Source organism: Granulosicoccus antarcticus IMCC3135 (assembly GCF_002215215.1).
Classification (GTDB): domain Bacteria; phylum Pseudomonadota; class Gammaproteobacteria; order Granulosicoccales; family Granulosicoccaceae; genus Granulosicoccus; species Granulosicoccus antarcticus.
In genome coordinates this window covers 4,320,328-4,342,654 of sequence record NZ_CP018632.1, presented here as the reverse complement: position 1 = coordinate 4,342,654, position 22,327 = coordinate 4,320,328, and the positions used below count along the sequence as shown (strand labels likewise).

Annotated in this window: 21 protein-coding genes; 12 read left to right on the top strand and 9 right to left on the bottom strand. The window is 52.0% G+C overall.

The genetic code is table 11. The features are described 5' to 3' along the window. Nucleotides 1–80 precede the first annotated feature (80 nt). The 5 genes from IMCC3135_RS18745 to IMCC3135_RS35600 all read right to left on the bottom strand — a co-directional run bounded on the left by IMCC3135_RS18745 (nucleotide 81) and on the right by IMCC3135_RS35600 (nucleotide 5,694). Nucleotides 81–1,394, bottom strand: a complete 1,314-nt coding sequence (locus tag IMCC3135_RS18745; protein ID WP_088918999.1) for an FG-GAP-like repeat-containing protein — start codon at nucleotides 1,392–1,394, stop codon at nucleotides 81–83. 61 nt (nucleotides 1,395–1,455) lie between these two features. Beyond that, nucleotides 1,456–1,965: a hypothetical protein gene (locus IMCC3135_RS18740; RefSeq protein ID WP_088917073.1), complete on the bottom strand. Its 510-nt coding sequence runs from the start codon at nucleotides 1,963–1,965 to the stop codon at nucleotides 1,456–1,458. Beyond that, nucleotides 1,962–2,753: an IS21-like element helper ATPase IstB gene (gene istB, locus IMCC3135_RS18735; protein WP_088918998.1), complete on the bottom strand. Its 792-nt coding sequence runs from the start codon at nucleotides 2,751–2,753 to the stop codon at nucleotides 1,962–1,964. Before istB ends, IMCC3135_RS18740 begins: the two co-directional genes overlap by 4 nt. Then, nucleotides 2,734–4,293: an IS21 family transposase gene (gene istA, locus IMCC3135_RS18730; RefSeq protein ID WP_088918997.1), complete on the bottom strand. Its 1,560-nt coding sequence runs from the start codon at nucleotides 4,291–4,293 to the stop codon at nucleotides 2,734–2,736. The genes istB and istA overlap by 20 nt, the downstream gene beginning before the upstream one ends. Before the next feature lie 648 nt (nucleotides 4,294–4,941). Continuing rightward, nucleotides 4,942–5,694: an FG-GAP repeat domain-containing protein gene (locus IMCC3135_RS35600; RefSeq protein ID WP_088918996.1), complete on the bottom strand. Its 753-nt coding sequence runs from the start codon at nucleotides 5,692–5,694 to the stop codon at nucleotides 4,942–4,944. Nucleotides 5,695–6,983: 1,289 nt separating this feature from the next. On the opposite strand from IMCC3135_RS35600, the gene IMCC3135_RS34210 reads away from it, so the two are divergent. The 3 genes from IMCC3135_RS34210 (at nucleotide 6,984) to IMCC3135_RS18715 (ending at nucleotide 8,661) form a co-directional block, all read left to right on the top strand. Next, nucleotides 6,984–7,172, top strand: coding sequence for a hypothetical protein (locus tag IMCC3135_RS34210; protein ID WP_169727491.1), 189 nt, complete (start codon nucleotides 6,984–6,986; stop codon nucleotides 7,170–7,172). 227 nt (nucleotides 7,173–7,399) lie between these two features. Continuing rightward, nucleotides 7,400–8,131 (top strand): hypothetical protein, encoded by a 732-nt coding sequence (locus IMCC3135_RS18720; protein ID WP_088918995.1) that lies wholly within the window; start codon nucleotides 7,400–7,402, stop codon nucleotides 8,129–8,131. A gap of 5 nt (nucleotides 8,132–8,136) precedes the next feature. Continuing rightward, nucleotides 8,137–8,661 carry a hypothetical protein gene (locus tag IMCC3135_RS18715; protein WP_088918994.1) on the top strand — a complete coding sequence of 175 codons (525 nt, stop codon included), beginning with the start codon at nucleotides 8,137–8,139 and terminating at the stop codon, nucleotides 8,659–8,661. A gap of 582 nt (nucleotides 8,662–9,243) precedes the next feature. Here the strand turns inward: IMCC3135_RS18715 and IMCC3135_RS18710 are convergent. The 4 genes from IMCC3135_RS18710 to IMCC3135_RS18695 all read right to left on the bottom strand — a co-directional run bounded on the left by IMCC3135_RS18710 (nucleotide 9,244) and on the right by IMCC3135_RS18695 (nucleotide 13,799). Continuing rightward, on the bottom strand, nucleotides 9,244–10,227 hold the full coding sequence (locus IMCC3135_RS18710; protein WP_088918993.1) for an ABC transporter permease: 984 nt from the start codon (nucleotides 10,225–10,227) through the stop codon (nucleotides 9,244–9,246). Further along, nucleotides 10,224–11,156 carry an ABC transporter permease gene (locus IMCC3135_RS18705; protein WP_205737604.1) on the bottom strand — a complete coding sequence of 311 codons (933 nt, stop codon included), beginning with the start codon at nucleotides 11,154–11,156 and terminating at the stop codon, nucleotides 10,224–10,226. Before IMCC3135_RS18705 ends, IMCC3135_RS18710 begins: the two co-directional genes overlap by 4 nt. Then, nucleotides 11,153–12,631 (bottom strand): ATP-binding cassette domain-containing protein, encoded by a 1,479-nt coding sequence (locus IMCC3135_RS18700; protein ID WP_088918992.1) that lies wholly within the window; start codon nucleotides 12,629–12,631, stop codon nucleotides 11,153–11,155. The genes IMCC3135_RS18705 and IMCC3135_RS18700 overlap by 4 nt, the downstream gene beginning before the upstream one ends. A 148-nt stretch (nucleotides 12,632–12,779) precedes the next feature. Further along, nucleotides 12,780–13,799 carry an ABC transporter substrate-binding protein gene (locus IMCC3135_RS18695; protein WP_088918991.1) on the bottom strand — a complete coding sequence of 340 codons (1,020 nt, stop codon included), beginning with the start codon at nucleotides 13,797–13,799 and terminating at the stop codon, nucleotides 12,780–12,782. 590 nt (nucleotides 13,800–14,389) lie between these two features. Here IMCC3135_RS18695 and IMCC3135_RS18685 point away from each other — a divergent pair. The 9 genes from IMCC3135_RS18685 to IMCC3135_RS18645 all read left to right on the top strand — a co-directional run bounded on the left by IMCC3135_RS18685 (nucleotide 14,390) and on the right by IMCC3135_RS18645 (nucleotide 22,266). Then, nucleotides 14,390–15,865, top strand: a complete 1,476-nt coding sequence (locus IMCC3135_RS18685; protein ID WP_236994617.1) for a Na(+)-translocating NADH-quinone reductase subunit A — start codon at nucleotides 14,390–14,392, stop codon at nucleotides 15,863–15,865. Between the two features lie 5 nt (nucleotides 15,866–15,870). Then, nucleotides 15,871–17,091, top strand: coding sequence for an NADH:ubiquinone reductase (Na(+)-transporting) subunit B (locus IMCC3135_RS18680; protein WP_088918989.1), 1,221 nt, complete (start codon nucleotides 15,871–15,873; stop codon nucleotides 17,089–17,091). Further along, nucleotides 17,088–17,999 (top strand): Na(+)-translocating NADH-quinone reductase subunit C, encoded by a 912-nt coding sequence (locus IMCC3135_RS18675; protein ID WP_236994616.1) that lies wholly within the window; start codon nucleotides 17,088–17,090, stop codon nucleotides 17,997–17,999. The genes IMCC3135_RS18680 and IMCC3135_RS18675 overlap by 4 nt, the downstream gene beginning before the upstream one ends. Before the next feature lie 2 nt (nucleotides 18,000–18,001). Next, nucleotides 18,002–18,664 carry an NADH:ubiquinone reductase (Na(+)-transporting) subunit D gene (locus IMCC3135_RS18670; RefSeq protein ID WP_088918988.1) on the top strand — a complete coding sequence of 221 codons (663 nt, stop codon included), beginning with the start codon at nucleotides 18,002–18,004 and terminating at the stop codon, nucleotides 18,662–18,664. Beyond that, entirely contained in the window at nucleotides 18,664–19,272 is a 609-nt protein-coding gene (gene nqrE / locus IMCC3135_RS18665; protein ID WP_088918987.1) for an NADH:ubiquinone reductase (Na(+)-transporting) subunit E, read from the top strand. The genes IMCC3135_RS18670 and nqrE overlap by 1 nt, the downstream gene beginning before the upstream one ends. A gap of 66 nt (nucleotides 19,273–19,338) precedes the next feature. Further along, complete coding sequence (nqrF, locus tag IMCC3135_RS18660; RefSeq protein WP_088918986.1) at nucleotides 19,339–20,562, top strand: NADH:ubiquinone reductase (Na(+)-transporting) subunit F; 1,224 nt, start codon at nucleotides 19,339–19,341, stop codon at nucleotides 20,560–20,562. A 25-nt stretch (nucleotides 20,563–20,587) separates the two neighbouring features. Next, nucleotides 20,588–21,646 carry an FAD:protein FMN transferase gene (locus tag IMCC3135_RS18655; RefSeq protein ID WP_157736101.1) on the top strand — a complete coding sequence of 353 codons (1,059 nt, stop codon included), beginning with the start codon at nucleotides 20,588–20,590 and terminating at the stop codon, nucleotides 21,644–21,646. Nucleotides 21,647–21,673: 27 nt separating this feature from the next. Next, entirely contained in the window at nucleotides 21,674–21,871 is a 198-nt protein-coding gene (gene nqrM, locus IMCC3135_RS18650; RefSeq protein WP_205737602.1) for a (Na+)-NQR maturation NqrM, read from the top strand. After that, the gene (locus IMCC3135_RS18645) at nucleotides 21,871–22,266 is read left to right on the top strand and encodes a CBS domain-containing protein (RefSeq protein ID WP_088918984.1); all 396 of its coding nucleotides are present in this window, start codon (nucleotides 21,871–21,873) and stop codon (nucleotides 22,264–22,266) included. Before nqrM ends, IMCC3135_RS18645 begins: the two co-directional genes overlap by 1 nt. The last annotated feature ends 61 nt before the right edge of the window (nucleotides 22,267–22,327 follow it).

Genomic DNA, 22,327 nt, shown 5'->3' with positions numbered 1-22,327 from the left:
CCTTCTAGCAAGTTTTTATCGAAAAAGTGAGATGTGAAATCATCGGCTCAATAAAGTTGCAATACACTGCTATAAAATATTCAGCAGCTATTCAATTGGCTACAAATATACTTCCTTTGAGCCTCCGCTGCAGCCTCAATTCTGGAGGAAGCATGTGTGTAGTACTGTGAAAATCCATCAATTCCTAATCTCTTATATTGCTTAACATGCTCCAGCTCATGCGCCCAAAGTCCCATGTTATTAAGCGCATTTGATAACTCTCGAAATACAACTATGTGACCAAATACTATTGCATCCATACCAGCCCAATCGAGAGCGTATTGAGATATAGAGAGAACGTTTGAGTAGTCGCTAGTGTATCTAACTTCATCTAGTATGTCGGAAGAGAAATAAGCTTGCAATTCTGCTCTGACAGCTGTTGGAATTACATCTAGATTTCTGTTGGACATCTGCTTTCGGGATTCATGTATAGCAGCTTCCGTCGGCTCTGATGAAATAATATGACTCACCTTGATCCTCTCACAGTCGAGCTTGCGTAGTTTTTTTCTTATTTCACAGGCTGGATTAGAGTGACAGTTATTATTCTGACTACACTCGCGTGTCTTACCAATGCCTGGTTCTAACATTGCCCAAAAATCTATCATGGTATTAGCATGCACTGGTGACCAGGGTGTCCATGTGCTGGAGGTCGGACCATCCGACAGTTGCACAAAGGTTGTGGTTGCTTCCTTCCCATAGTCATACGGACAAAGTAGATCCGTCTTGCCGTCTCCATTCACGTCGCCTGCAACGATGTCTTTACAGCTACGAACAGCAAACGTGTCAGCCCCATGATCAGGCGACCAGGGTGTCCACTCATTTGATGTCATACCGCCCGACAATTGCACAAAGGTTGTGGTTGCGGCCTTCCCATAGTCGTATGGACAAAGTAGATCCGTCTTGCCGTCTCCATTCACGTCGCCTGCAACAATATCACTGCAGCTACCAACAGCAAACGAACCAGTCCCATGATCAGGCGACCAGGGTGTCCACGCACTTGATGTCGTACCGCTCGACAGTTGCACAAAGGTTGTGGTTGCTTCCTTCCCATAGTCGTATGGACAAAGTAGATCCGTCTTGCCGTCTCCATTCACGTCGCCTGCAACAATATCACTGCAGCTACCAACAGCAAACGAGCCAGCCCCATGATCAGGCGACCAGGGTGTCCACGCACTTGATGTCGTACCGCCCGACAGTTGCACAAAGGTTGTGGTCATTGCCTTCCCAAAGTCGTACGGACAAAGTAGATCCGTCTTGCCGTCTCCATTCACGTCACCTGCAACGATATCTCTGCAGCTACCAACAGCTGTCTTTGCTGGATCAAAAGCGCGGCTATTTGCCGGAGAGTTTTTCAATAAATGAGACTGCCTGACACTGGACCCCGCAGGATCCAGATGCTAGAAAAGCATGTCTTTGTTAGAAGTCCTCGTCGTCCCAGTTGGGCATTGACGATCGGGACAGGCCACGCTTCCACGGGGGGTGAAGTTCTTGATGTCTTTGTTCGCCCATGCGCCTTATCGGATCCTTGTAGAGTTCTTCGCAGGCGTGCAATAGCGCACGGAGCAAATTATGCATTTCACCGATATCCTCGTCACTCAGTGAGGACAGAGCGTCGATTGATGGCAGTGCGTCCCATAGTTTGGTTTTGTCGTTCATCACACCCGGCTCTTGTGAGGTTCTACCGGACTGGTTACATGAGGTCGATTCCTGTTTATCATCCCCTGCCATTCGGTCTATTTCATCGTCAAAACAAAGATGCCGCTGGCGTGGATCACATTGCTCATCAAGCTCCGGCGTGCGGCACTCTATGATGTCCTCGCTGTAGAGCTCCCAAACCGTATCGCGCAAACGGTCAAGATAATCAACAATGGCGGCAGCTTCCTCTGGCGTCCAGTAGAAGGCCACATCAACACAACGTGAGTTCATGAGTCTTTGCCTTTTGGTTTGGGCGTTCTTGTCACTTTGGCTCGGGTCCCTTTCTTTGAAGCTGCTCTTTTTTTTGCCTCATGGACTCGATACGATTCACCCTTGATCACCAGTATTTCTGAATGATGCACCAGTCGATCAACAATGGAGACCACACTGCCGTTGTTGGGGAACATGGATGCCCATTCGCTAAACGGTTTGTTGGTAGTAACAATGATCGGCTTCTTCTCGTAGCGACGGTTGACGATCTCAAATAGAAGATCCGCATGTCGATCGCCATAGGACAGATAGCCCAACTCATCAATGACCAGCAATGAGGGGTGAGCGTAATATCTGAGCCGGCGTCGCAACGCGTTATCACCATCCTGTGATGCCAGATCTCCAAGCATTTCGGCAGCATTGACATACAACGCGGTATGACCTTGCATCACCGCTTCATGCGTGATGTTTTGAGCCACAGTGGATTTGCCCAAGCCATTTGAACCGATCAGTATGATATTGCTTGTCTCGTGAATAAACTCCAGATTCATCAGCTCCGAGATGGCGCCATTGTCGCATTGTTCAGGCCATTGCCAGTCGAAGTCTGCCAGTGGCTTGAAGCGCCCAATGTGAGCGCTGCTTAGACGTCGTTCAAGGCCGCGCTGTGTTCGTTCTACCTCTTCCCACTGCAGCAAAGAGGGGATCCAGGCAATCTGATCCTTTGAGAGTTCATCCCAATGTGCTAGAAGGCCATGAAGTTTCAAGGCCAGGGCGCGTTGTTGTAATTCACTATTTAATGGAGTCGTCATCTGTCTCTCCCGGCACGCTATTGTCGTTGTCGTTGTCGTTGTCGTTGTCGTTGTCGTTGTCGTTGTCGCTCAACTGGTCATAGCAATCCAATGAGCCCGGGCGCACGACAATGTGATTAGCGCGTGCGTTAGCTGGCAAGGGTACGATCAGTGGTGGTGGACGGTTGTGCTCATCACGCCGTCGTTCAAGCACAATGCGCACAGCATTGGGATGTGGAACCTGTTGTCTCAATGCCTCTGCAATGGCGTGTTCAAGCTCCTGTGCCCCGTAGCTGTCCAGCAGGTTCAGTAGCTGGGCAACCACCTGGCTAGGCCGGTAGCCACGCTTGGCGCCTTGTGTCAGTAGTGCAGTACTGCTCGGTGCAGACTGCGAAAGCCGATCCTGGCCGCGGTGTGCACGCCCCCGACGCTTGTAGTTAACGAGTGCCTGCAGATGCGCAGGATCTTCAATCTGTTCGCCTTTACCATAACTGCGAACATGGCTGGCAATCACCTTGGCACCATCAGTGATTCGCACCGTGCCCATCGAGGCAAGTACTGTCAGCACGCGACGCACATGAGTGTGTGGCAAGCTATAATCGTTGAGATCGTAGCGTGCGTACGGTGTTTTTCCGATGGACACACTGACCCGATCATCGGCTGGATACGGATTGTCCGGTAATGCAATCAGGTGCTCCTTCTCCTTTTCAAACGCTTCACCGACCGTGATTGATGTATCCGCCTGGCAAGGGCGTTGGGTACTGTGCTCAGTGCACCATTGGTCGGCCTGTCTATTCAGATCATCCAGATCACGGAAGTCACGGGCCGCAAAGAAATTCTCGCGTATAAAACGAACTCCTCTTTCAACTCGGCCCTTCTCATTCCCCCTGTACGGTGCGCAGGGGCGCGGTTCGAAACGATAGTGTGCCGAGAGTTTTAGCAGTTCGGGATTGAATGTGATCGCATCACCGTGGCGTTGAATGACAGCCGATTTCAGGTTGTCGTACAATACAACTCGAGCAACGCCGAGATGCTCGAAGGCAGCAACATGTCCCCGCAGAAAACTCTCCATGCGTGCGTTAAGATAGAAGCGTACGAAGATCATGCGGCTCCAGGAAAGCACCATCACAAAGGCCATCAACGGACGCTTGGCCCGGCCGATTTGCAGATGACCGAATGAGCCCCAGTCACATTGCATTTGTTCTCCTGGAAAAGTCTTGAGACGCTGGAAGGCCTCCGGATTTTTCCGGGGACGCAGCTCCGCCACGCGAGCACGAAAGTGACTGGAACACCCGTTATACCCGCGATTACATGCCATCACATATAGGCGAGTAGCGGTCAGATCGGGGAACTTGTCCAGCGTGGCTACGATGAAGTCGTTGTAGGGATCGCGTATCGATCGTGACTCGGTTCGCTCAGATTGTGGCACACCAACCTGGCTCAGTACACGTTCAACCACGCTGTGATGAATATGCAGCTGGCGGGCGATGGTATTGACACCCCAGTGCTCGACAAAGTGAAGCCGTAGAATCTGGCTATGCAACTCAGCATGAATCGTCATGGTGGTGTCCCTTTGTAATTCCGATGTCGAGAGTGATGTCGTGTTGTTCGCAGGAAATCGATTCTCATAGCCTCATTGCAGGCACGTTGACACCCGTTGCAGTAAACAAAACGAGACTGTGTTGGCCTGGATATCAGTGGAGCACTGCCGGACTCCTCGACGGAACCCCGGTGCGTTACTATGGGTGAATCGCAGGGTGTTGCACTCGGTTCTGAGTCAGGTGGCTTTAGCGTGAGCGGGGGTTGTTTGCTCGACTCGAGATCCGATTCAAGCATTGCTTTACGCAACCGGTTACGACGTTGACGGGCGGCAGTGCTACGCCTGCCTTTAGGACTGCGTCGGTAGCGTTTTGCGTTTCGTTTGCAGCGTTCTTTATTTGCAGCCTGGGCGCATCCATCGAAGCAGTAGATATTGCCTCGATCACAGTGGCGGCAGATAATGACCGGTTGGTGGCAACGAGCGCAGTGGTAGCGCCGTGCAGTGTCCAGGTCGTCCATCGGCAATCCCTGCCGGGTAGCTCTGGATTGAAACCTAATGAAGTGCGATACTTCACTTGGCTGTGTGAAAACACGGTTGGGGATGCGGCGTCAGATCGGACCGTCAAATCAGGACTGGCGTCGCGTCTTTCTACACGGCCATTCCTTCCTATCAGTTGATTGAGTCTGTGTCACGCGAATCAGAGGATCGGTAACAAACTAACCTGGAACCCTGAACAGAAGTGATGAGCAGGGTTGTTTTATAATGCACTAGCTCCCCGGCAACTATGCGCGGGTATTGAGCGTCGTATACAACAGCAAACGAGCCAGCCCCATGATCAGGCGACCAGGGTGTCCACTCACTTGATGTCGAACCGCCCGACAGCTGCACAAAAGTTCTGGTCTTTGCATTCCCATAGTCGTACGGACAAAGTAGATCCGTCTTGCCGTCTCCATTCACGTCACCTGCAACGATATCTCTGCAGCTACCAACAGCAAACGAGCCAGCCCCATGATCAGGCGACCAGGGTGTCCAGGCACTTGATGTCGTACCGCCCGACAGCTGCACAAAAGTTCTGGTCTTTGCATTCCCATAGTCGTACGGACAAAGTAGATCCGTCTTACCGTCTCCATTCACGTCACCTGCAACGATATCTCTGCAGCTACCAACAGCAAACGAGCCAGCCCCATGATCAGGCGACCAGGGTGTCCAGGCACTTGATGTCGTACCGCCCGACAGCTGCACAAAAGTTCTGGTCTTTGCATTCCCATAGTCGTACGGACAAAGTAGATCCGTCTTACCATCGTTATTTACATCGGCGGCAACTACAGCCTCGCAACTGTCTACTGCAAACGAGCCTGCCTGAGCCAAGACTGGCGGTGATAACAGCGAGTATAAGATTAAGCAAGTGCCTGCTCTTCTCATAACTATATCCTCTCACATACTCATGTTGAAATATTGGCCTTTTCAAGCGTCTATCCCTATTTATATAACGTCGCCGCAGGCTCTTCCCCACCATGTATTTACGTTTTCACGTGAACTGTTCTCACGTACACGACTTGTCAGGATAGTTGTTTATGCCGAGCTCGGTATAGGGGGCTGGAGTCCAGCGGTACGAAAACGTACGCGAACAATAGAAAACTGTCTCTTAAATCGACTGGTAGAGGACATTGAATCTCAACCGCGCAGGAAAGTACTCTAACGAAGGCAGAACGCCAAAAAGTGTCAAGTTGGACGCTGAATAGATATAGTCACTGTCCTACAATCCCATTGTGGGACGCAAACTGGCTGATTTTGCCAGATCGGGCCGCTACACTTAGGATACATCTCTGGTCGGTTGAAGTTCAAGGCCCCTATACAATGGAGTAGCTTGCGCGAGTGCATGATTTCACTCAAGATAAACACCTACGACAACTATCACGCTTGCCATTCCTTTATATCGGAAAGACAGCTAGAGGCCAGTCTCATGAGCGGTAAAGATTAGGAAGGGTAAGTTGAAATGCGCTGTCGCTTTTATTGGCGGCGGAATATTGGGTGGTTTTACTGGTGCGGGCGCGGGCACGGTGATACCCATAGTAGGAACAGTTTGGTGCGGGGTAATTGGCGCTATTGCTGGTGCCGGAGCTGGAGCGGCAAGTACATGTTAGTCGCTCGTCCAAATAAACCGAAAATACCGCAAGGTGGGTATAAATATCTTGCTAAAGTGTCTTGGATACCGTTGCTTCTTGGAGCAATGCTGGCGATAAATAATTTCGCCGGACTGTCTCTTCTTGGCGGGGCTCTTTGGTGTTTTTGAATAGCATTGCAGTTAATAGCAACATATCGGTTCCTGACCGAGTGATCGAATATCTAGTCTTCTGATCACTCGAGCCAACTTTGATATGGCCGAATTTACAAGGAGCAATACGGGTGTTAACGACTGTTAAGGGGCGATAGAGGAATCGCAATCACGTTGTGCTCAACATGAAGCGGATTGAGTTCCAGATCATGTGGAGTAGCCTCTCAAGAGTCAATGAACATGCGCTTTTCTGGCAGAATAACTCAACATGATCCAGAGCTTTCAATCAAGGCTTAACTGCCCCGGATCAGGCAGCCACTGACCGTCTGGAATCGGCCAAGAGCGGAAATAGCCTTTAGCAAGAGGATTATAGGAAATGAGAAATCATAGCAGGCGAATTCACCACGTAAATTTGGGGTGGTGTCGCAGCCCTGTATTGATTTTATTTATCACGTTCTCCGCACAAGCTGCTGACGAAAGTCAGGATGCAATAATAAAAATTTTTCAACCCGGGCAAAATATCACTGCTTGGAGTGGCTGGAATGTTAAAGGGAGTATTTATATTAAATTAGATGGTGGTTCGGGTGAGGATTGTGTAAAAATATGGGGATTCGCATGGGAATAAACTCTGGTAGCTGGAGCGTCTGCGATTCAGCCATGGTGGAATTTAATCTTCCTCTTATCTATGGGGAGTTAAGAATCGGCAGCGCCCAGCGTCAACTTGCAATAGCTGTGTCCGACGATGCTAGTGTTGCTTATTCTCAAGAGTTGTGTGATCGTATCATCGACTGTGATAGCAGTAAGTGATTCTACTGGTGGTAGGTTCTCGCAGAATTCACTGGAGGAACTCGTATGCGTGAAGTGCTTTTATTTTCACTAGTTGGATTGCTCGTGTCGGTTTCGCCAGTCGCTCAAGCCGGGCCATGGGAGGATTTCACAGGAATTTTGACCGACCCAATCAAGTTGGACAGTACATCTGAAAAAGCGTTGCAATCGATCGAGATTATGACTATTCACGCTGAGCGGTTGCTTGATAAAGGCGACAAGATGACAGCCGAACATATTGCAGCGGTTGACACTGCGTTAAACGAGACGCGCAATTGGGCGACTGCCGAACGTAAAGCGCTGATTGACGGTGTTAGTGTATCTTTTGATCGTCTCGAAACAATTCAAAAAACATTCTTTTCAGAAACACAAAGTATTCTGAGGTGCTCTGTAGTTGTAACGGGAAGGGAATTTCGACAGACAGTTGCAGATTCGTTGAATGATTTAGGCGCTAGCCGGCCGCGATTCACAGTGTTTGGATTGAAAATCGGCGAGATCAAGTTGGACTCTAGCCATATACCTTCGCCTATAAAGGGATTCCGGCAAGCGCGAGCACTATACGACCAAAGAATCTCAGAAATCGACTTGGATAGCTCTCCAGTGATTTTAGTTGATGCGTATGCAGAGGTGCAGCGGTTAGCCGATCGCGCAAGATGCCACTATCGAGGGGACAGTCGAGTGTATGACGAACTATATAAAGTTGAACTCATATATAAAAGAAAAGCCCGTCCTTGGAAGTGGCTTAACAGAGGAGTGTAAAATCCATGAAGAACTGGATAGCTGTAGCATTACTGACTGTGGCGGTAAGTGTTTCACCGCGTGTCTTTGCGCAACCAGATTGTGGTGATATAAACGAATGCGTACAAAAAGCTGTCGAAGCAGCATTTCAGGCTAAAGAAGCACTTGCAGTAGCAGTGCCGCGAGGAGCTGTGATGGCTTTCAATAGAATTGAATGCCCGGATGGGTGGAGTGATTTCGCACCGGGGGCGGGTCGTACTGTGTTTGGACTAAGCGGAGCAGGAGCGTTTGCCAGCGTAGGCGCGACCGGGGGCGCCGAATTCGTCACTTTGACTGTGGGAAATATTCCACCCCATACCCACCCTTCTGGGAAAACCTTCAATATCGTGATACAAGGTCGTGGGGGCCATCCTATGCTTCAGCCGTTCTCCGTTAATCACCATCCTGGAGAGTACACTGACCACGAAACGAAGCCGAATAATAATCCAACTCCGGCTGCCGTTCCAACTCTGCCGCCTTACGTAGTTCTCAAGCTATGTGAACGACGCTGATCTGCGTTCAGAGCAATCGCGCTGTGCAGCGCCGAGATATTATTGATGGCTATATGGGCAGACTGTTTTTAAATTTTTCGTGGGTAATTTTTGGCAGAGTGTAGCAGGGATTTGAAATACGGAATTTAAATATCAAACGGCCAAAAATATGGGTCTGAAGTCCAATCGCCCGGAAACGTACGCTAGGCCGTGACGCAAAAGGCTAAATAGCGAACATTTAGGCTCCATACAGCGTAAAGGGTCGAGCTTGTATTATTGTGCATAATCATCATTATGTAAAATATTGCCGATTAATCAAAACCCACTATCAGAGTGTCAGCACTTTGCAAATCAAGCTCTCCAATTTTAGCGAGTTCAATGCTTTCCCCCGAATCAAAAGGATATTTCGATAACAATAAATGCTGACCCAAAAATCCAAAGCACCGGAATACCAATCTCTCTACACACCCAAAATCCAATGCACTATCCGACACCTTTCAAAAACATGTCGAAATTCCACCGTTTTTTAAACATATGACCAACAACCTGTCGATAGCATAGACATATCACTGCGCCAAGATCCCAAGGGTAGGGCACCAGACTTCAACGCACCTCCCCACGCTTACTCGCCAGCGACACCACCGCCACAATGATAATTCCCGTCATGATAAGTCTAACGCCAGCTCCCAGCCCATAGGAGTTAAGCATCGACACCACTAAAAACATGAACAAGGAAGCGCCCCAGATGCCGGGTACGTTTGAATTACCACCGGCAATCGAGCTGCCGCCGATAACCACAACGGCTATGGACATCAGCATGTATTCAGAGCCCATATTCAGGGCGGCACCACCGGAGAAGTTGGCTAGCAGAAAACCTGCGATGGAGGCTAGTACAGCACAGCTGACATAGACGGCGAAACGTACGGTGTTAACCGGTATGCCACTGAAGCTGGCGGCTCGCATGTTCTGGCCAATGGCCATAATCCAGCGACCGGCAATGCCTCGCTCCAGTACCACCCAGACGGCGATGGCGATGGCAATGCCGACCAGGGCTACGTTCGGTATGCCTAGCACACCGCCGGTCACAAACTGCGACATGGACTCCGGTGGCTTGATTCGCAAGCCGCGGTTTGACCAGATGGCCAGGGACTGGAAGATAAAGGAGGAGGACAGGGTGGCGATGATAGGCGGGATGCGTAGCAGGATAATAAGACTGAAGTTGAAGATGCCGCAACCAAGGCCCACCAGCAATGCGGTGGTCAATCCAATCAAAACCATATTGGGTTCGGAGTTCATGACCTTGAGGGCGAGTGTGGCGGCCAGTGTCATGCTGGAGGGGATGGACAGGTCTACGTTGCCGGGTCCCAGGGTTATGACCAGCATCTGGCCAACGCCGACAATCGCTGCAAACGAGGCGAATGTCATTGCGGTGTAGAACAGCGAGCCTGCGCCCTGACCACCAGAGATGGCCATGGTGCCAAGAAAGGCGGCGGCGGCTGCCACATAGGCCCAGATCCATGGTTTATTGAATAGTGACAAAGGGTTTTTACTCTGGCGAGTCAGTGGTGCTGCTGCCTGATTGGTCATTGCTGTGCCGCCTTTCTTGTGAAAGCCAGGCGAGCAGCGAGCACCAGAATCAGGATGGCTCCTTGTGAACCAATTTGCCAGTCAGGTGAGAGCTTGAGGAATGACAGGAAGCTGGCTGCCAGGGTGAGTGTCAGAGCGCCGATCACGGCACCAATGGGTGAGACGCGACCGCCGGTAAACTCACCGCCACCCAGAATCACACCCGCCACCGAGAGCAAGGTATAGCGTAAGGCAATATTGGCATCGGCCGAGGTAGTCAGGCCGATGAGTGCCATGCCCGAAAGCACACCAAACAAGCCTGCCAGGCCATAGGCGCTGGCCTTGAGTTTGAGCACTGACCAGCCAGCCCGGGACAGAGTTCGATCATTACCCCCGACACCTCGAAGCAGCACGCCAAAGGAGGATCGCTTGATCAGCAGATGCGTGAGCACACCGATGATCACCGAGGCAATGATAGCCATCGGTACCAGTGGTGGTTTGGATTTCATGATGGCATGCAGCCATTCGGGTGATGAGCCGCCGGGCGATGGCAGAATCAGGATTGCCAGGCCACCCCAGATGAACGAGGTGCCGAGGGTGACGACAATGGCTGGCAGGTTCTTGTGATGAATCAGTGCACCAATGGCAGCATAGGCGCCGATCGCCATGAGCAGAATCAGGTAACCAAACAGGGGGGTATCCACCACGAAGGTGGCGGTTACGCAGGCGCAAAAGCTGACAAAGGTGCCGATGGACAGATCGATGTCATTGACCATGATGATCATCATCTGGGCAATCGTTGCCAGCGCTACCGGTACGGCCAGATTGAACAACAGGTTCAAGCCGAAGTAACTCATGGCTCGTGGTTGTAGGTAGAAGACGCCGGCTAGCAGAACCGCCAGTGACAAGACCGGTAACAGAATTCTGAAATGATCGCGATTCATATTCATGCGGCGCTCTCCTTCATGCCAAAAGAGGCGGTCAGGATATTTTCCTCGGTAATGTCTTCACCAATCAGTTCGGCGGATATCTGGCCATCGCGATAGACGAACACCCGGTCGCATTCCAGAATTTCATCGGTCTCGGTGGAGTACCACAAGAAGGTGCGGCCTTTGGCAGCTTCTTGCTGGATCATGGCGTAGACATCCTTCTTGGTGCCCACATCCACGCCGCGCATCGGATCGTCCATGACGACTATGGGGGCGGTGGAGGCCAGTGCTCTGGCAAACAGGACCTTTTGCTGATTGCCGCCCGAGAGGGACAGGATCGGGCTATCAAGATCATCCGTGCGGATGCCGATCTTCTGTTTCCAGTCGACGGCGAGTTGTTGCTCTCGCTTGCGATCAATGAGAAAGCCTGTGCCAAACTCGATCAGTGTTTTCAAGCTCAGGTTCTGCAGAATCGACCATAGAGGCATCAGTCCGTCACGGGCGCGATCGCCAGCGACAAAGACGACCTGGGAGTTGCGGGAGCCTCTCCAGCGTGAGGTGCTGTCCAGGTAGTAGGTGGCCAGTGCGTGGGTCTGGCCATGACCGGCAAGACCTGCCAGTCCGACAATTTCGTGTTTTCTGGCGTTCAGTCCGCCTTCGGTACTCAGTACCTGCTCGCCCAGAGTCCGGACGCCTGATTGCTCGGCTGCTTTACCCTCGGGGATGACATGGCCCATGGCGTCGACCAGGCTCTGACGGTTGAAGTCTGCGGTGGCTCGATCGTCGGTGATGGTGCCGTCTTTCATGACGATGATGCGTGAGGCGACATCGAATATCTCCCCCAGCATATGAGAGATGAAGATGACCGAGCCGCCCGCGCGGCAGAAGGTGTTTATATAGTCCAGTAGTTGCCTGGCAATGGCCGCATCAAGCGAGGAGGTTGGCTCATCCAGGATCATCAGTGAGGCTGGCTCTTTGCGCTCGGAAAAAGCGATGGCAATCTCGACCATCTGGCGCTCGGCAATACTCAGATCTTCAACCGTATTACCTGCCTGGATGGAATGGCCTGGAAAGATGGTGTCCAGTGATTTCATGACGCGCGTGCTTGCCACGCCTCGCCAGCCCAGGCGCGGCATGTCGCGAAACGGTATGCGATAGTTTTCCAGTACCGTCAGGTTAGGGCACAGAGAGAGTTCCTGAAAGACACTGCGAATGCCTGCTGCCCGCGCTTGTTCAGCATTGCCGGCAACCGCATTCGAGCTGGCAGCTCCGCGATAACTAATTGCGCCCAGGGTCGGCGATAGCCTGCCATTGATGATTTTGACGAGCGTTGATTTACCGGCACCGTTATGACCTACCAGTCCCAGGCATTCTCCTGCCGAGATGCTCAGGGTGATGCCTTTGAGCGCTTGTAGTTTGCCGAAGTGTTTCTGTACGGCATCCAGGTGCACCAACGGCGCGGTGGAGGCGGGTGTCTCCGGTATTGCATTGTTCATCAAGTCAACGTGGCAGGTGGAGTTGAAGCGCCAATGGCATTGGCCAGGCGCTCCTCAAAGAGGTGTCTCGGATTCAGGAGGCGCAAAAGCGGTGCGGCCGATCCGATACATCTGGACCGGCCGCACTTGGAGCGAAGCCCTGTGTTAGCTAGCTTCCTTTGGCATCGGAAATGGTCTGCTTGGCATCGTCAAGTGTGTAGGACACATTGGCCACAGAGCCTTTCGGAGTGCCTGCCAGAGACTCGGCCAGCGTATCTGCTACGACGGTATGGATAGGGACAACCAGATCTTTGGGAACCTCCTGGCCATCAAGGATCTGCTGTGCAACCCAGAAGGCCAGGGCGCTGACACCAGGGGCGATAGAGGCCGAGTAGGTTTCGTAGCCGTTGTCAGCTTTCTGTTCTGACCACCATTGCAGTTCGTCCTGACGATTGCCCATGATGATGGTCGGCATGCTTCTGTCGCTGGCTGCAATAGCCTGGGCCGCCCCATAACCATCGCCGCCCTGAGTGACGACACCAATGATCTCCGGCATGCTGGGCAGAATGCCTGCTACCGCCTTTTGAGCAACATCCTGAGCCCAGTCGCCATGCACCGAGCCAACGATCGTAAGGTTCGTATTCTTGATTTCCTCTTCAATGCCTGCGTGAATCTCGTCATCGACAAAGACGCCTGCCAGCCCGCGAATTTCCAACAGGTTGCCGCCGTCCGGATAGCGCTCTGTCAGGTACTTCACCTGGTCGCTGCCCATCTTCTTGAAATCCACGGCTATACGCCAGGCGCAGGGTTCCGTCACGATGCCATCAAATGAGATGACCTTGATGCCGGCATCGCAAGCCTCTTTGACAGCACCATTGATAGCTGTGGGTGACGCTGCATTGACGACAATGGCGTCATAACCTTGCAGGATCAAATTCTGAATCTGTGCTGCTTGTTCGGTGGCTTGATTCTCAGAGGTCGTGAAGGTATCTGCCGCCTTGACCACGCCGCTATCCACGGCTTCCTTGGCATTGGTTTCCCAGACTTCCAGCATGGCCTGTCGCCAGGAATTGCCAGCATAGTTATTGGAAAGAGCGATGCTCATACCCGAGGTGTCAGCTGTTGCCAGCTGAGGAAGTGTTAGTGCTATACCGACAGCGGTAGCCAGTAAGGACGATGGTAATTTCATGTGCTCTTCCTTCCTCATGTTTGACGGCGTGGGCCGTTTCAGTTTCTGGTCATGCCATGACAGTTGCAGTGGTGAATCTGCAATCGGGTTTTGTCAGGCAGTCACGTTACTATTGATCAGGAGGAATAATTTGTAAAGAGTACGTGCTTGGTAAAGCTGCATATTTGTGCCTGATGCCAACTGCGGCAGGCTTTGTTCGAGGGGATCAAATGCAGACATATCCAGGGCGAAGCATTGCATCTTACTGGCAATAATCCAACTCGATACCACCTCTGTACAAGGTGCTCGATGCTGTGTTGTCAGGGGTTGGAGGCTCATCACTAGAGTCACGGCATTTCAAATCGAAGGTCTTCGCCTTGCTAAATTGTTGATTTGAAAGAGGCGTCGTCGATGGCTGTATTTATCGACGAGGCAAATATTGCAAGTGCTACGGACGCATTGCAGTTGTAACCGTCAGAGTGCTTCAGTATGCTCGGTAGGTAGCCGTTAACGTAACGGCCTGTCCGTTGTAACTACCACTTCTGAACTTAAGCAGGGTAAGATACGGACGTTCTATTTATTACCAGCGCAGCTCGATTCCGTCGCGGGTCGTGCAGCATCAACACACCACGATTTACCAAGAGGAGCGTTTCTTTGCCAATCTGGGGTCTAGTGCTGCGTTGCTCAACCTGCCGGGGCGAGCAACGATGAGTGCGATACGCATCGACAAGGGTCTTGACCTGCCAATTGAAGGCAAGCCCGAACAGAAAATACACGAAGGGCAACCGATAAAATCGGTCGCTCTGATAGGCCGAGATTACATCGGCCTGCGACCAACGATGGCTGTAGCCGAAGGTGACCATGTCACCGTGGGCCAGCCTTTGTTTACAGACAAGTACGATCCAGCTGCCAAGTTCACGGCACCTGGGTCTGGTATTGTCGAATCCATTAATCGCGGTTCTCGCCGTGTACTCCAGTCGGTTGTTATTCGTCTGGATGACAACGAAGATAGGGATGTCACGATTATCGATCCGGTGGCATCTGATGCACTGATCGGTGTTGAAGGCGAAGCGGTGCGGGAGGCATTGTGTAACAGCGGTCTCTGGACTGCCTTTCGAACTCGGCCCTACAGTAAAGTGCCGCACTCGACATCAAGTGCTGAGGCTATTTTTGTCTCGGCCATGGATAGCAATCCACTGGCCGCTGATCCGCAAGTGATGCTGGCAGAGCATGCCGAAGATTTCTCGAATGGATTGAAAGTACTCACCAAGCTGACCGACGGCCCTGTGCATGTCTGCAAGGCAGAAGGTGGATCCATTGCTGTGCCTGAAAACCTGCCATCGACACACGGTGCTGGTGTTCGCGTAACGGATTTCTCTGGTCCACATCCTGCCGGCTTGCCCGGTACGCATATTCATTATCTGCACCCCGTTAACGAATCGCGAATGGTGTGGCACATTGGTTATCAGGATGTCATCGCCATTGGCAAGCTGTTTACAACAGGCAAGTTGTGGCTAGAGCGTGTCATTGCACTAGCTGGGCCTGTGGTGAACAAGCCTCGTCTGCTGCGCACTCGTCTGGGTGCCAGTACGCAGGATCTGATTCATGAAGAACTTGAAAAAGTCGAATGTCGAATCATTTCTGGCTCTGTGCTTTCGGGTCGACGGGCAGCTAACAAGACGGCTTACCTCGGTCGTTATCACACTCAGATTTCGGTGCTGGCAGAAGGGCGCGAACGAGAATTACTCGGTTGGATCAATCCGGCCAGCAATAAATTCTCGATCACCAATGTCCTCTTTTCCAGTTTCAAACGCGACAACTCGTCGTTCGACTTTCATACATCGACGAACGGCAGCCCGCGTGCCATGGTGCCAACCGGCAATTTCGAACGAGTCATGCCGATGGACATTCTGCCCACTCAGCTGCTTCGCTCGCTGTTGGTAGGAGACTCCGACATGGCACAGAAGCTGGGCTGTCTTGAGCTCGATGAGGAAGACCTCGCGCTGTGCGCATTTGTATGTTCTGGTAAGTACGACTACGGAACGGTACTGCGCAGCAACCTCGAACTAATCGAGAAGGAAGGCTAACGAACATGTCACCGATGCGACGCTGGCTAGACCGCGTACACCCACTATTCGCAAAGGGCGGTCAGTACGAAAAGTACTTTGCCCTGTACGAGATGGTGGACACCTTTCTCTATACCCCCTCCGACGTTACGCGCACCTCTCCGCATGTGCGCGATGCCATCGACCTGAAAAGGGTGATGAGCTATGTCGTACTGGCCACTTTGCCTTGTATTTTTCTAGGCTTGTGGAATACAGGTTATCAGGCCAATCTGGCCATGGCTGACATGGGCATTGCCACCGCCGAAGGTTGGCGCGGTGCTGTGTTGGGAATGCTGGGCGTTGACTACAGCGCCGCCAGTATTTACGACAGCTTCCTGCATGGTCTCATGTATTTTCTGCCGATCTATATCGTGACCTTGATGGCGGGCGGCTTCTGGGAAGTGACCTTTGCAGCCATACGTAATCATGAGGTTAACGAAGGCTTTCTCGTCACCTCGATGCTGTATGCCTTGATCTTGCCACCGACGGTTCCTTTGTGGCAGGCTGCTCTGGGCATATCCTTTGGTGTTGTGATCGGAAAGGAGGTCTTCGGCGGTACTGGCAAGAACTTCCTGAACCCGGCACTCACTGGTCGTGCCTTTCTGTTCTTTGCCTATCCTGCGCAACTCTCCGGCGATGCCGTGTGGACAGCTGTTGACGGTTTCAGTGGCGCCACAGCTCTGAGTTTGGGTGCGCAAGGTGGTATTGATGCGATCCGCAGTGGCGGTATCGAGTGGATGGATGCCTTCTTCGGTTCTATCCAGGGCTCTATTGGTGCAACATCAACTCTGGCTTGTCTGCTGGGTGCCGCGTTTCTTATCTATACGCGTATTGCCTCATGGCGCATCATCCTGGGCGTGTTCCTCGGTATGGTTGGCACCAGTATGCTGCTTAACCTTATCGGCAGTGATACCAATCCCATGTTCGGTATGCCGTGGTACTGGCATCTGGTTGTAGGTGGATTTGCCTTCGGTATGGTGTTCATGGCCACAGACCCTGTCAGTGCGTCCATGACCAATACAGGCCGCTGGATCTTTGGTGCACTGATCGGCTTCATGACAGTGATCATTCGTGTGGTCAACCCGGCTTATCCTGAGGGCATCATGCTGGCCATTCTGTTTGCCAATCTGGTCGCTCCATTGATCGATTATGGAGTCGTTCAAGCCAATGTTCGCCGGCGAGTGCGACGAGCGGGAGTAGTCAAGTGAGCAATCCCACTGACAAGGCCCCCGAGCAGAAGCAAGAGGCCGCTGATCCTCAACAGATCGTGCGACACGATAAAATGCCTGGTAGCGAATCGCCAACAGGTAACGGTTTGATGGATCGGGTGAAGGCTGTACTGGCCGAGCCTAACGACAGCACGAAAAAGACACTGGCTGTCGCTCTCATCATGTGCCTGGCCTGCTCGATCGTTGTAGCAGGAGCAGCCGTCATGCTGCGGCCCATGCAGGAAAGCAACGCGGCACTTGATCGCAAGCGCAACATTCTTGCGGTTGCCGGTTTACTGCAGCCAGGTGAAGACATCGAAGCGGCATTTGCCAATGTCACACGTCGTATGGTTGATCTGGATAACGGAGAATTTACTGATGAGGTCTCTGGTGAGAGCTACGACCAGTATGTAGCGGCTCGCGATCCGGCCATGAGTGTTGCCATTTCTTCTGAAGATGATCTGGCCGGTATTGGCCGCCGAGCTCGTTACGCGGAGATCTATCTGGTTGGAACAGAGGATGACTTCACTCAGATCATCCTGCCAGTACATGGTCTGGGCCTGTGGTCCACGTTGTACGGTTTTGTGTCTCTGGATACCGACTTGAAAACGATCGAAGGACTCAAGTTTTACGATCAGAAAGAGACACCCGGACTGGGCGGCGAAGTGGACAATCCTAACTGGCAGGCCAAGTGGAAAGGCAAGCTTGCTTATGATGAAACAGGTGACGTCAGAATTCAGGTAATCAAAGGTGTGGTTGATTCAAGTTCAGCCAATGCCGACTACCAGGTCGATGGCCTGGCCGGTGCCACACTCACCAGTCGGGGTGTCAGCCAGTTGCTGCGCTACTGGCTCGATGAGCAGGGCTTCGGTAAGTTTCTCGACAACCTCAGACAGCAAGGGGCGTGATAATGGATGCTGATTCTAAAAAGGTGGTGTTCGACCCCTTGGTCGATAACAACCCGATTACCTTCCAGATACTGGGTATCTGTTCGGCGCTGGCGGTAACCACCACGTTGGCTGCTGCCATACTGATGGCGGTAGCACTGACAACAGTTGTCGCTTTCTCGAACGGATCAATCTCATTGATTCGCAATCATGTGCCTTCCAGTATTCGTATCATCGTCCAGATGACGGTCATCGCCTCACTGGTTATCGTCGTGGATCAATTGCTGCAGGCTTTTGCCTATGACGTTGCCAAATCCTTGTCGGTATTTGTTGGTCTGATCATCACCAACTGTATCGTACTGGGGCGTGCTGAAGCCTTCGCCATGAAGAATCCACCCATGATCAGTATGCTTGACGGTCTGGGTAACGGTCTTGGTTACAGCCTGGTGCTCATCATTGTTGGTGCGGTTCGAGAGTTGTTCGGTTCTGGCTCATTGCTGGGTTACACCATTCTGCCATCGGTCAACGATGGAGGCTGGTATTACACCAATGGTTTGATGCTTCTGCCGCCAAGTGCTTTCTTCATCATCGGTTTGATGATCTGGGGAATCCGTACCTGGAAGACAGCACAAGTGGAAAAGGCTGAGTTCCGGATCCATGAGACTCATAGCTCGGAGGTTCTCTAATGGAGGCCTTACTCAGTCTGTTCGTCAAATCGATCTTCATAGAGAACCTGGCACTCTCGTTCTTTCTGGGGATGTGTACCTTTCTGGCTGTTTCCAAAAACATCCAGACGGCCATGGGCCTGGGTACAGCCGTTATCTTTGTTCAGGCCATTACGGTGCCTGCCAATAATCTTCTCTATCAGTATCTGTTGAATGACGGGGCACTGGCATGGATGGGTTTGCCAGATGTGGATCTGAGCTTTCTGGGTCTGATCTGCTACATCGGCGTCATCGCGGCTCTGGTGCAGATTCTCGAGATGTTGCTCGATAAATATTTTCCAGCCTTGTACAACGCGCTGGGTGTTTTTCTGCCACTCATCACGGTGAACTGTGCGATTCTCGGTGGCTCATTGTTCATGGTGGAACGTGACTACAACTTCAGTGAAAGTGTGGTTTACGGTGTGGGCAGTGGTGCTGGCTGGGCATTGGCGATCACAGCATTGGCTGGAATACGCGAAAAATTGAAATACAGCGACGTACCTGCCGGATTACAAGGGTTGGGGATCACCTTTATTACAGCGGGCCTGATGTCCATGGGCTTCATGGCATTCTCCGGCATTCAACTCTGATGCTAAAGCGACTGCATAATATAAACATGAATGTGACTGAATTCAGACACACGGGAGCGTGCTGTCATGGTTGAGATTATCCTCGGTGTCGTACTCTTTACGATAATACTGTTGGTGCTCGTGGGAATTATCCTGGGTGCCAAATCAAAACTGGTTGCCAGTGGCAACGTTGATGTCCTTATCAACGGTGAGAAGACCATCCAGACACCGGTGGGCTCAAAGCTGCTGGGTGCTCTGGCTGACGCAGAGCTTTATGTCGCTTCAGCCTGTGGTGGTGGTGGTACTTGCGGTCAGTGCCGAGTTCGGGTGCTGGAAGGCGGTGGCTCCATCCTGCCAACTGAGACAGGACATATCAACAAGCGTGAAGCGGCAGAGGGCGGTCGTCTGTCCTGCCAGCTGACCGTCAAGCAGAACATGCGCATTGAAGTACCCGATGAAGTCTTCGGTGTACGTAAGTGGGAGTGCACAGTGCGCTCAAACAACAATGTGGCAACCTTCATCAAAGAGCTGGTGCTGGAATTGCCTGCGGGTGAGTCTGTGCCGTTTCGTGCGGGTGGTTATATCCAGATCGAATGCCCACCCCATGTCGTGAAGTACAGCGACTTTGTGGTCGAAGAAAAATTTCGTGGAGACTGGGATCGTTTCAACCTCTGGAAAATCGAATCCAAGGTGCCTGAGACTGTCATGCGAGCCTACTCAATGGCGAACTACCCGGAAGAGGCGGGTATCATCATGTTGAATGTTCGTATCGCATCGCCACCGCCGAGTCGTATCGACGAAGTGCCGGCTGGTGAGATGTCTTCATGGATCTTCAACCTGCAACCAGGTGACAAGGCAACTATTTCCGGACCCTTTGGCGAGTTCTTTGCGAAAGAGACGAAGAACGAAATGGTATTCATCGGTGGTGGTGCTGGAATGGCCCCCATGCGATCACATATCTTTGATCAGCTGATGCGTTTGAACAGCGATCGCAAGATTTCGTTCTGGTACGGTGCTCGTAGTCTGCGAGAGACATTCTATGCAGAAGAGTTCGATCGTCTGCAGGCAGAGAACCCGAATTTCGAGTGGCATCTGGCATTGTCAGATCCAACTCCAGAGGATGAATGGACTGGTTATACCGGCTTCATTCATAATGTATTGTTAGAGAATTACCTTAAAGATCACGCTACTCCAGAAGACTGTGAATTCTATATGTGTGGCCCGCCGATGATGAACGCCGCGGTGGTCGACATGCTGCAGGAACTGGGTGTAGAAGACGAAAATATCATGCTTGACGACTTCGGCGGCTGAGTCAATTACGAGGCAAATGAGAACTATGAAAAGACGCAGCTTTCTAAAATCTTCACTAATGCTGAGTGGTGGTATTTTTCTACCACCTGCAGTTCTGGCGTTAGTCGGATGCAGTGGTACTGCCCGTGAACCTGAGTTGGCCGGCTTCGAAGGCCTGGTCATGGGTACCGGTTACAGTGTTCGCTACGGTGGCGAATCCATCGAGAATCTTGACCAGGAAGTACTGGCGGTTCTGCAGAATGTGGATACGCATATGTCCACTTGGCGCCCCGAATCAGAATTATCAATTCTGAATCGAAGCGTTGACGGTGACTGGCAGGTAGTCTCGTCAGCAACGGCTCGAGTCATCGCCCACGCAATGACTCTGAGTGAGCAGACCGATGGTGCTTTTGATACCACGGTAGGTCCTCTGGTTGATCTCTGGGGCTTCGGCGCCGGTGCAGCTCCCAGTGCGGATGGCTCACGTGGGCATCGTCCAGCCAAGCAGGCTATCAGCCAGACTCTGGCACAGATTGGTCACGAGTATCTGGAGATTGATCTGGGTGCCAACGCCATTCGCAAGCGCAAGCCTGAAATCCAGCTGGATCTTTCTGGTATAGCCAAGGGACACGCCGTTGATCGCGTCGTGGCAGCACTGGATGCACGAGGACTGGATAGCTATCTGGTAGAAGTCGGTGGAGAGCTTGCCGCCAAAGGACGCAAGCCGGATGGCAGCGCCTGGAAAGTGGCTATCGAAAAGCCAGAAGTCGGTCGTCGGGATGTATTCCGGGTACTGGAACTGGAAGACAAGGCTATTGCTACATCTGGCGACTACCGCAATTTCTTTGATGATGGCGGTCAGCGTTATTCACATGCAATTGATCCACGTACTGGTCAACCGGTTAACAACGGACTGGCTTCTGTCAGCGTCGTTGCCGATTCGGCCATGGCAGCCGATGCACTGTCGACATCCCTCATGATCATGGGTGCCGACAAGGCTATGGCGTTTGCTGAACAGCATGACATTGCTGCACAGCTGATACTGAAGTCAGGCAGTTCGCTGGCCGAGCGTCACAGTCCAGCATTTGCTGCACTGTACGGTTAACAGACTCAGTTCTCTGGAGAGCACACTATGATGGCAATGTTTTTCGTTACTTTCGGAATCATGGCTCTCGCAATTGCGGGAATGGCCATCGGTGTGCTCATGGGACGATCGCCCATCGCTGGTAGTTGTGGCGGTCTGAATGCCGTGAACGGATCAGGTGAATGTCAAAGCTGTTCACGACCTTGCAGTAGCAAGCGTGCCGCCATCGCGAAAGGGGAATTCTGATGCTGAAGTCAATCAAAGTCAGTGACTACATGGCCGCAAGTCTGGTCACGTTCAAGCCAGATATGGAAATGCGTCTGGCAATCAGCCTGTTGGTCGAAAAGCGTATATCCGGAGCCCCGGTTGTCGACGACCATGGCAATCTTGTTGGCATACTCTCAGAGCAGGACTGCATGAAAGTGGCTCTCAGTGCTGGCTATTACGATGATTATGCTGGACAGGTAAAGGACTACATGAGTAAACAGGTGACCACGATCGAAGCGGATACCAGCATCCTGGCACTGGCACAGCTGTTCATTGACTCACCGTTTCGACGTTACCCTGTCATGCAGAATAATCGATTGGTCGGACAGGTCAGTCGGCGTGATGTACTGCGGGCATTGGAAGCACTGGCCTGATACCAGCCGCGTTCTTGGGCTGCTACGCAAGCGAAAGGGCGCATTCTGCGCCGTGCAAGGC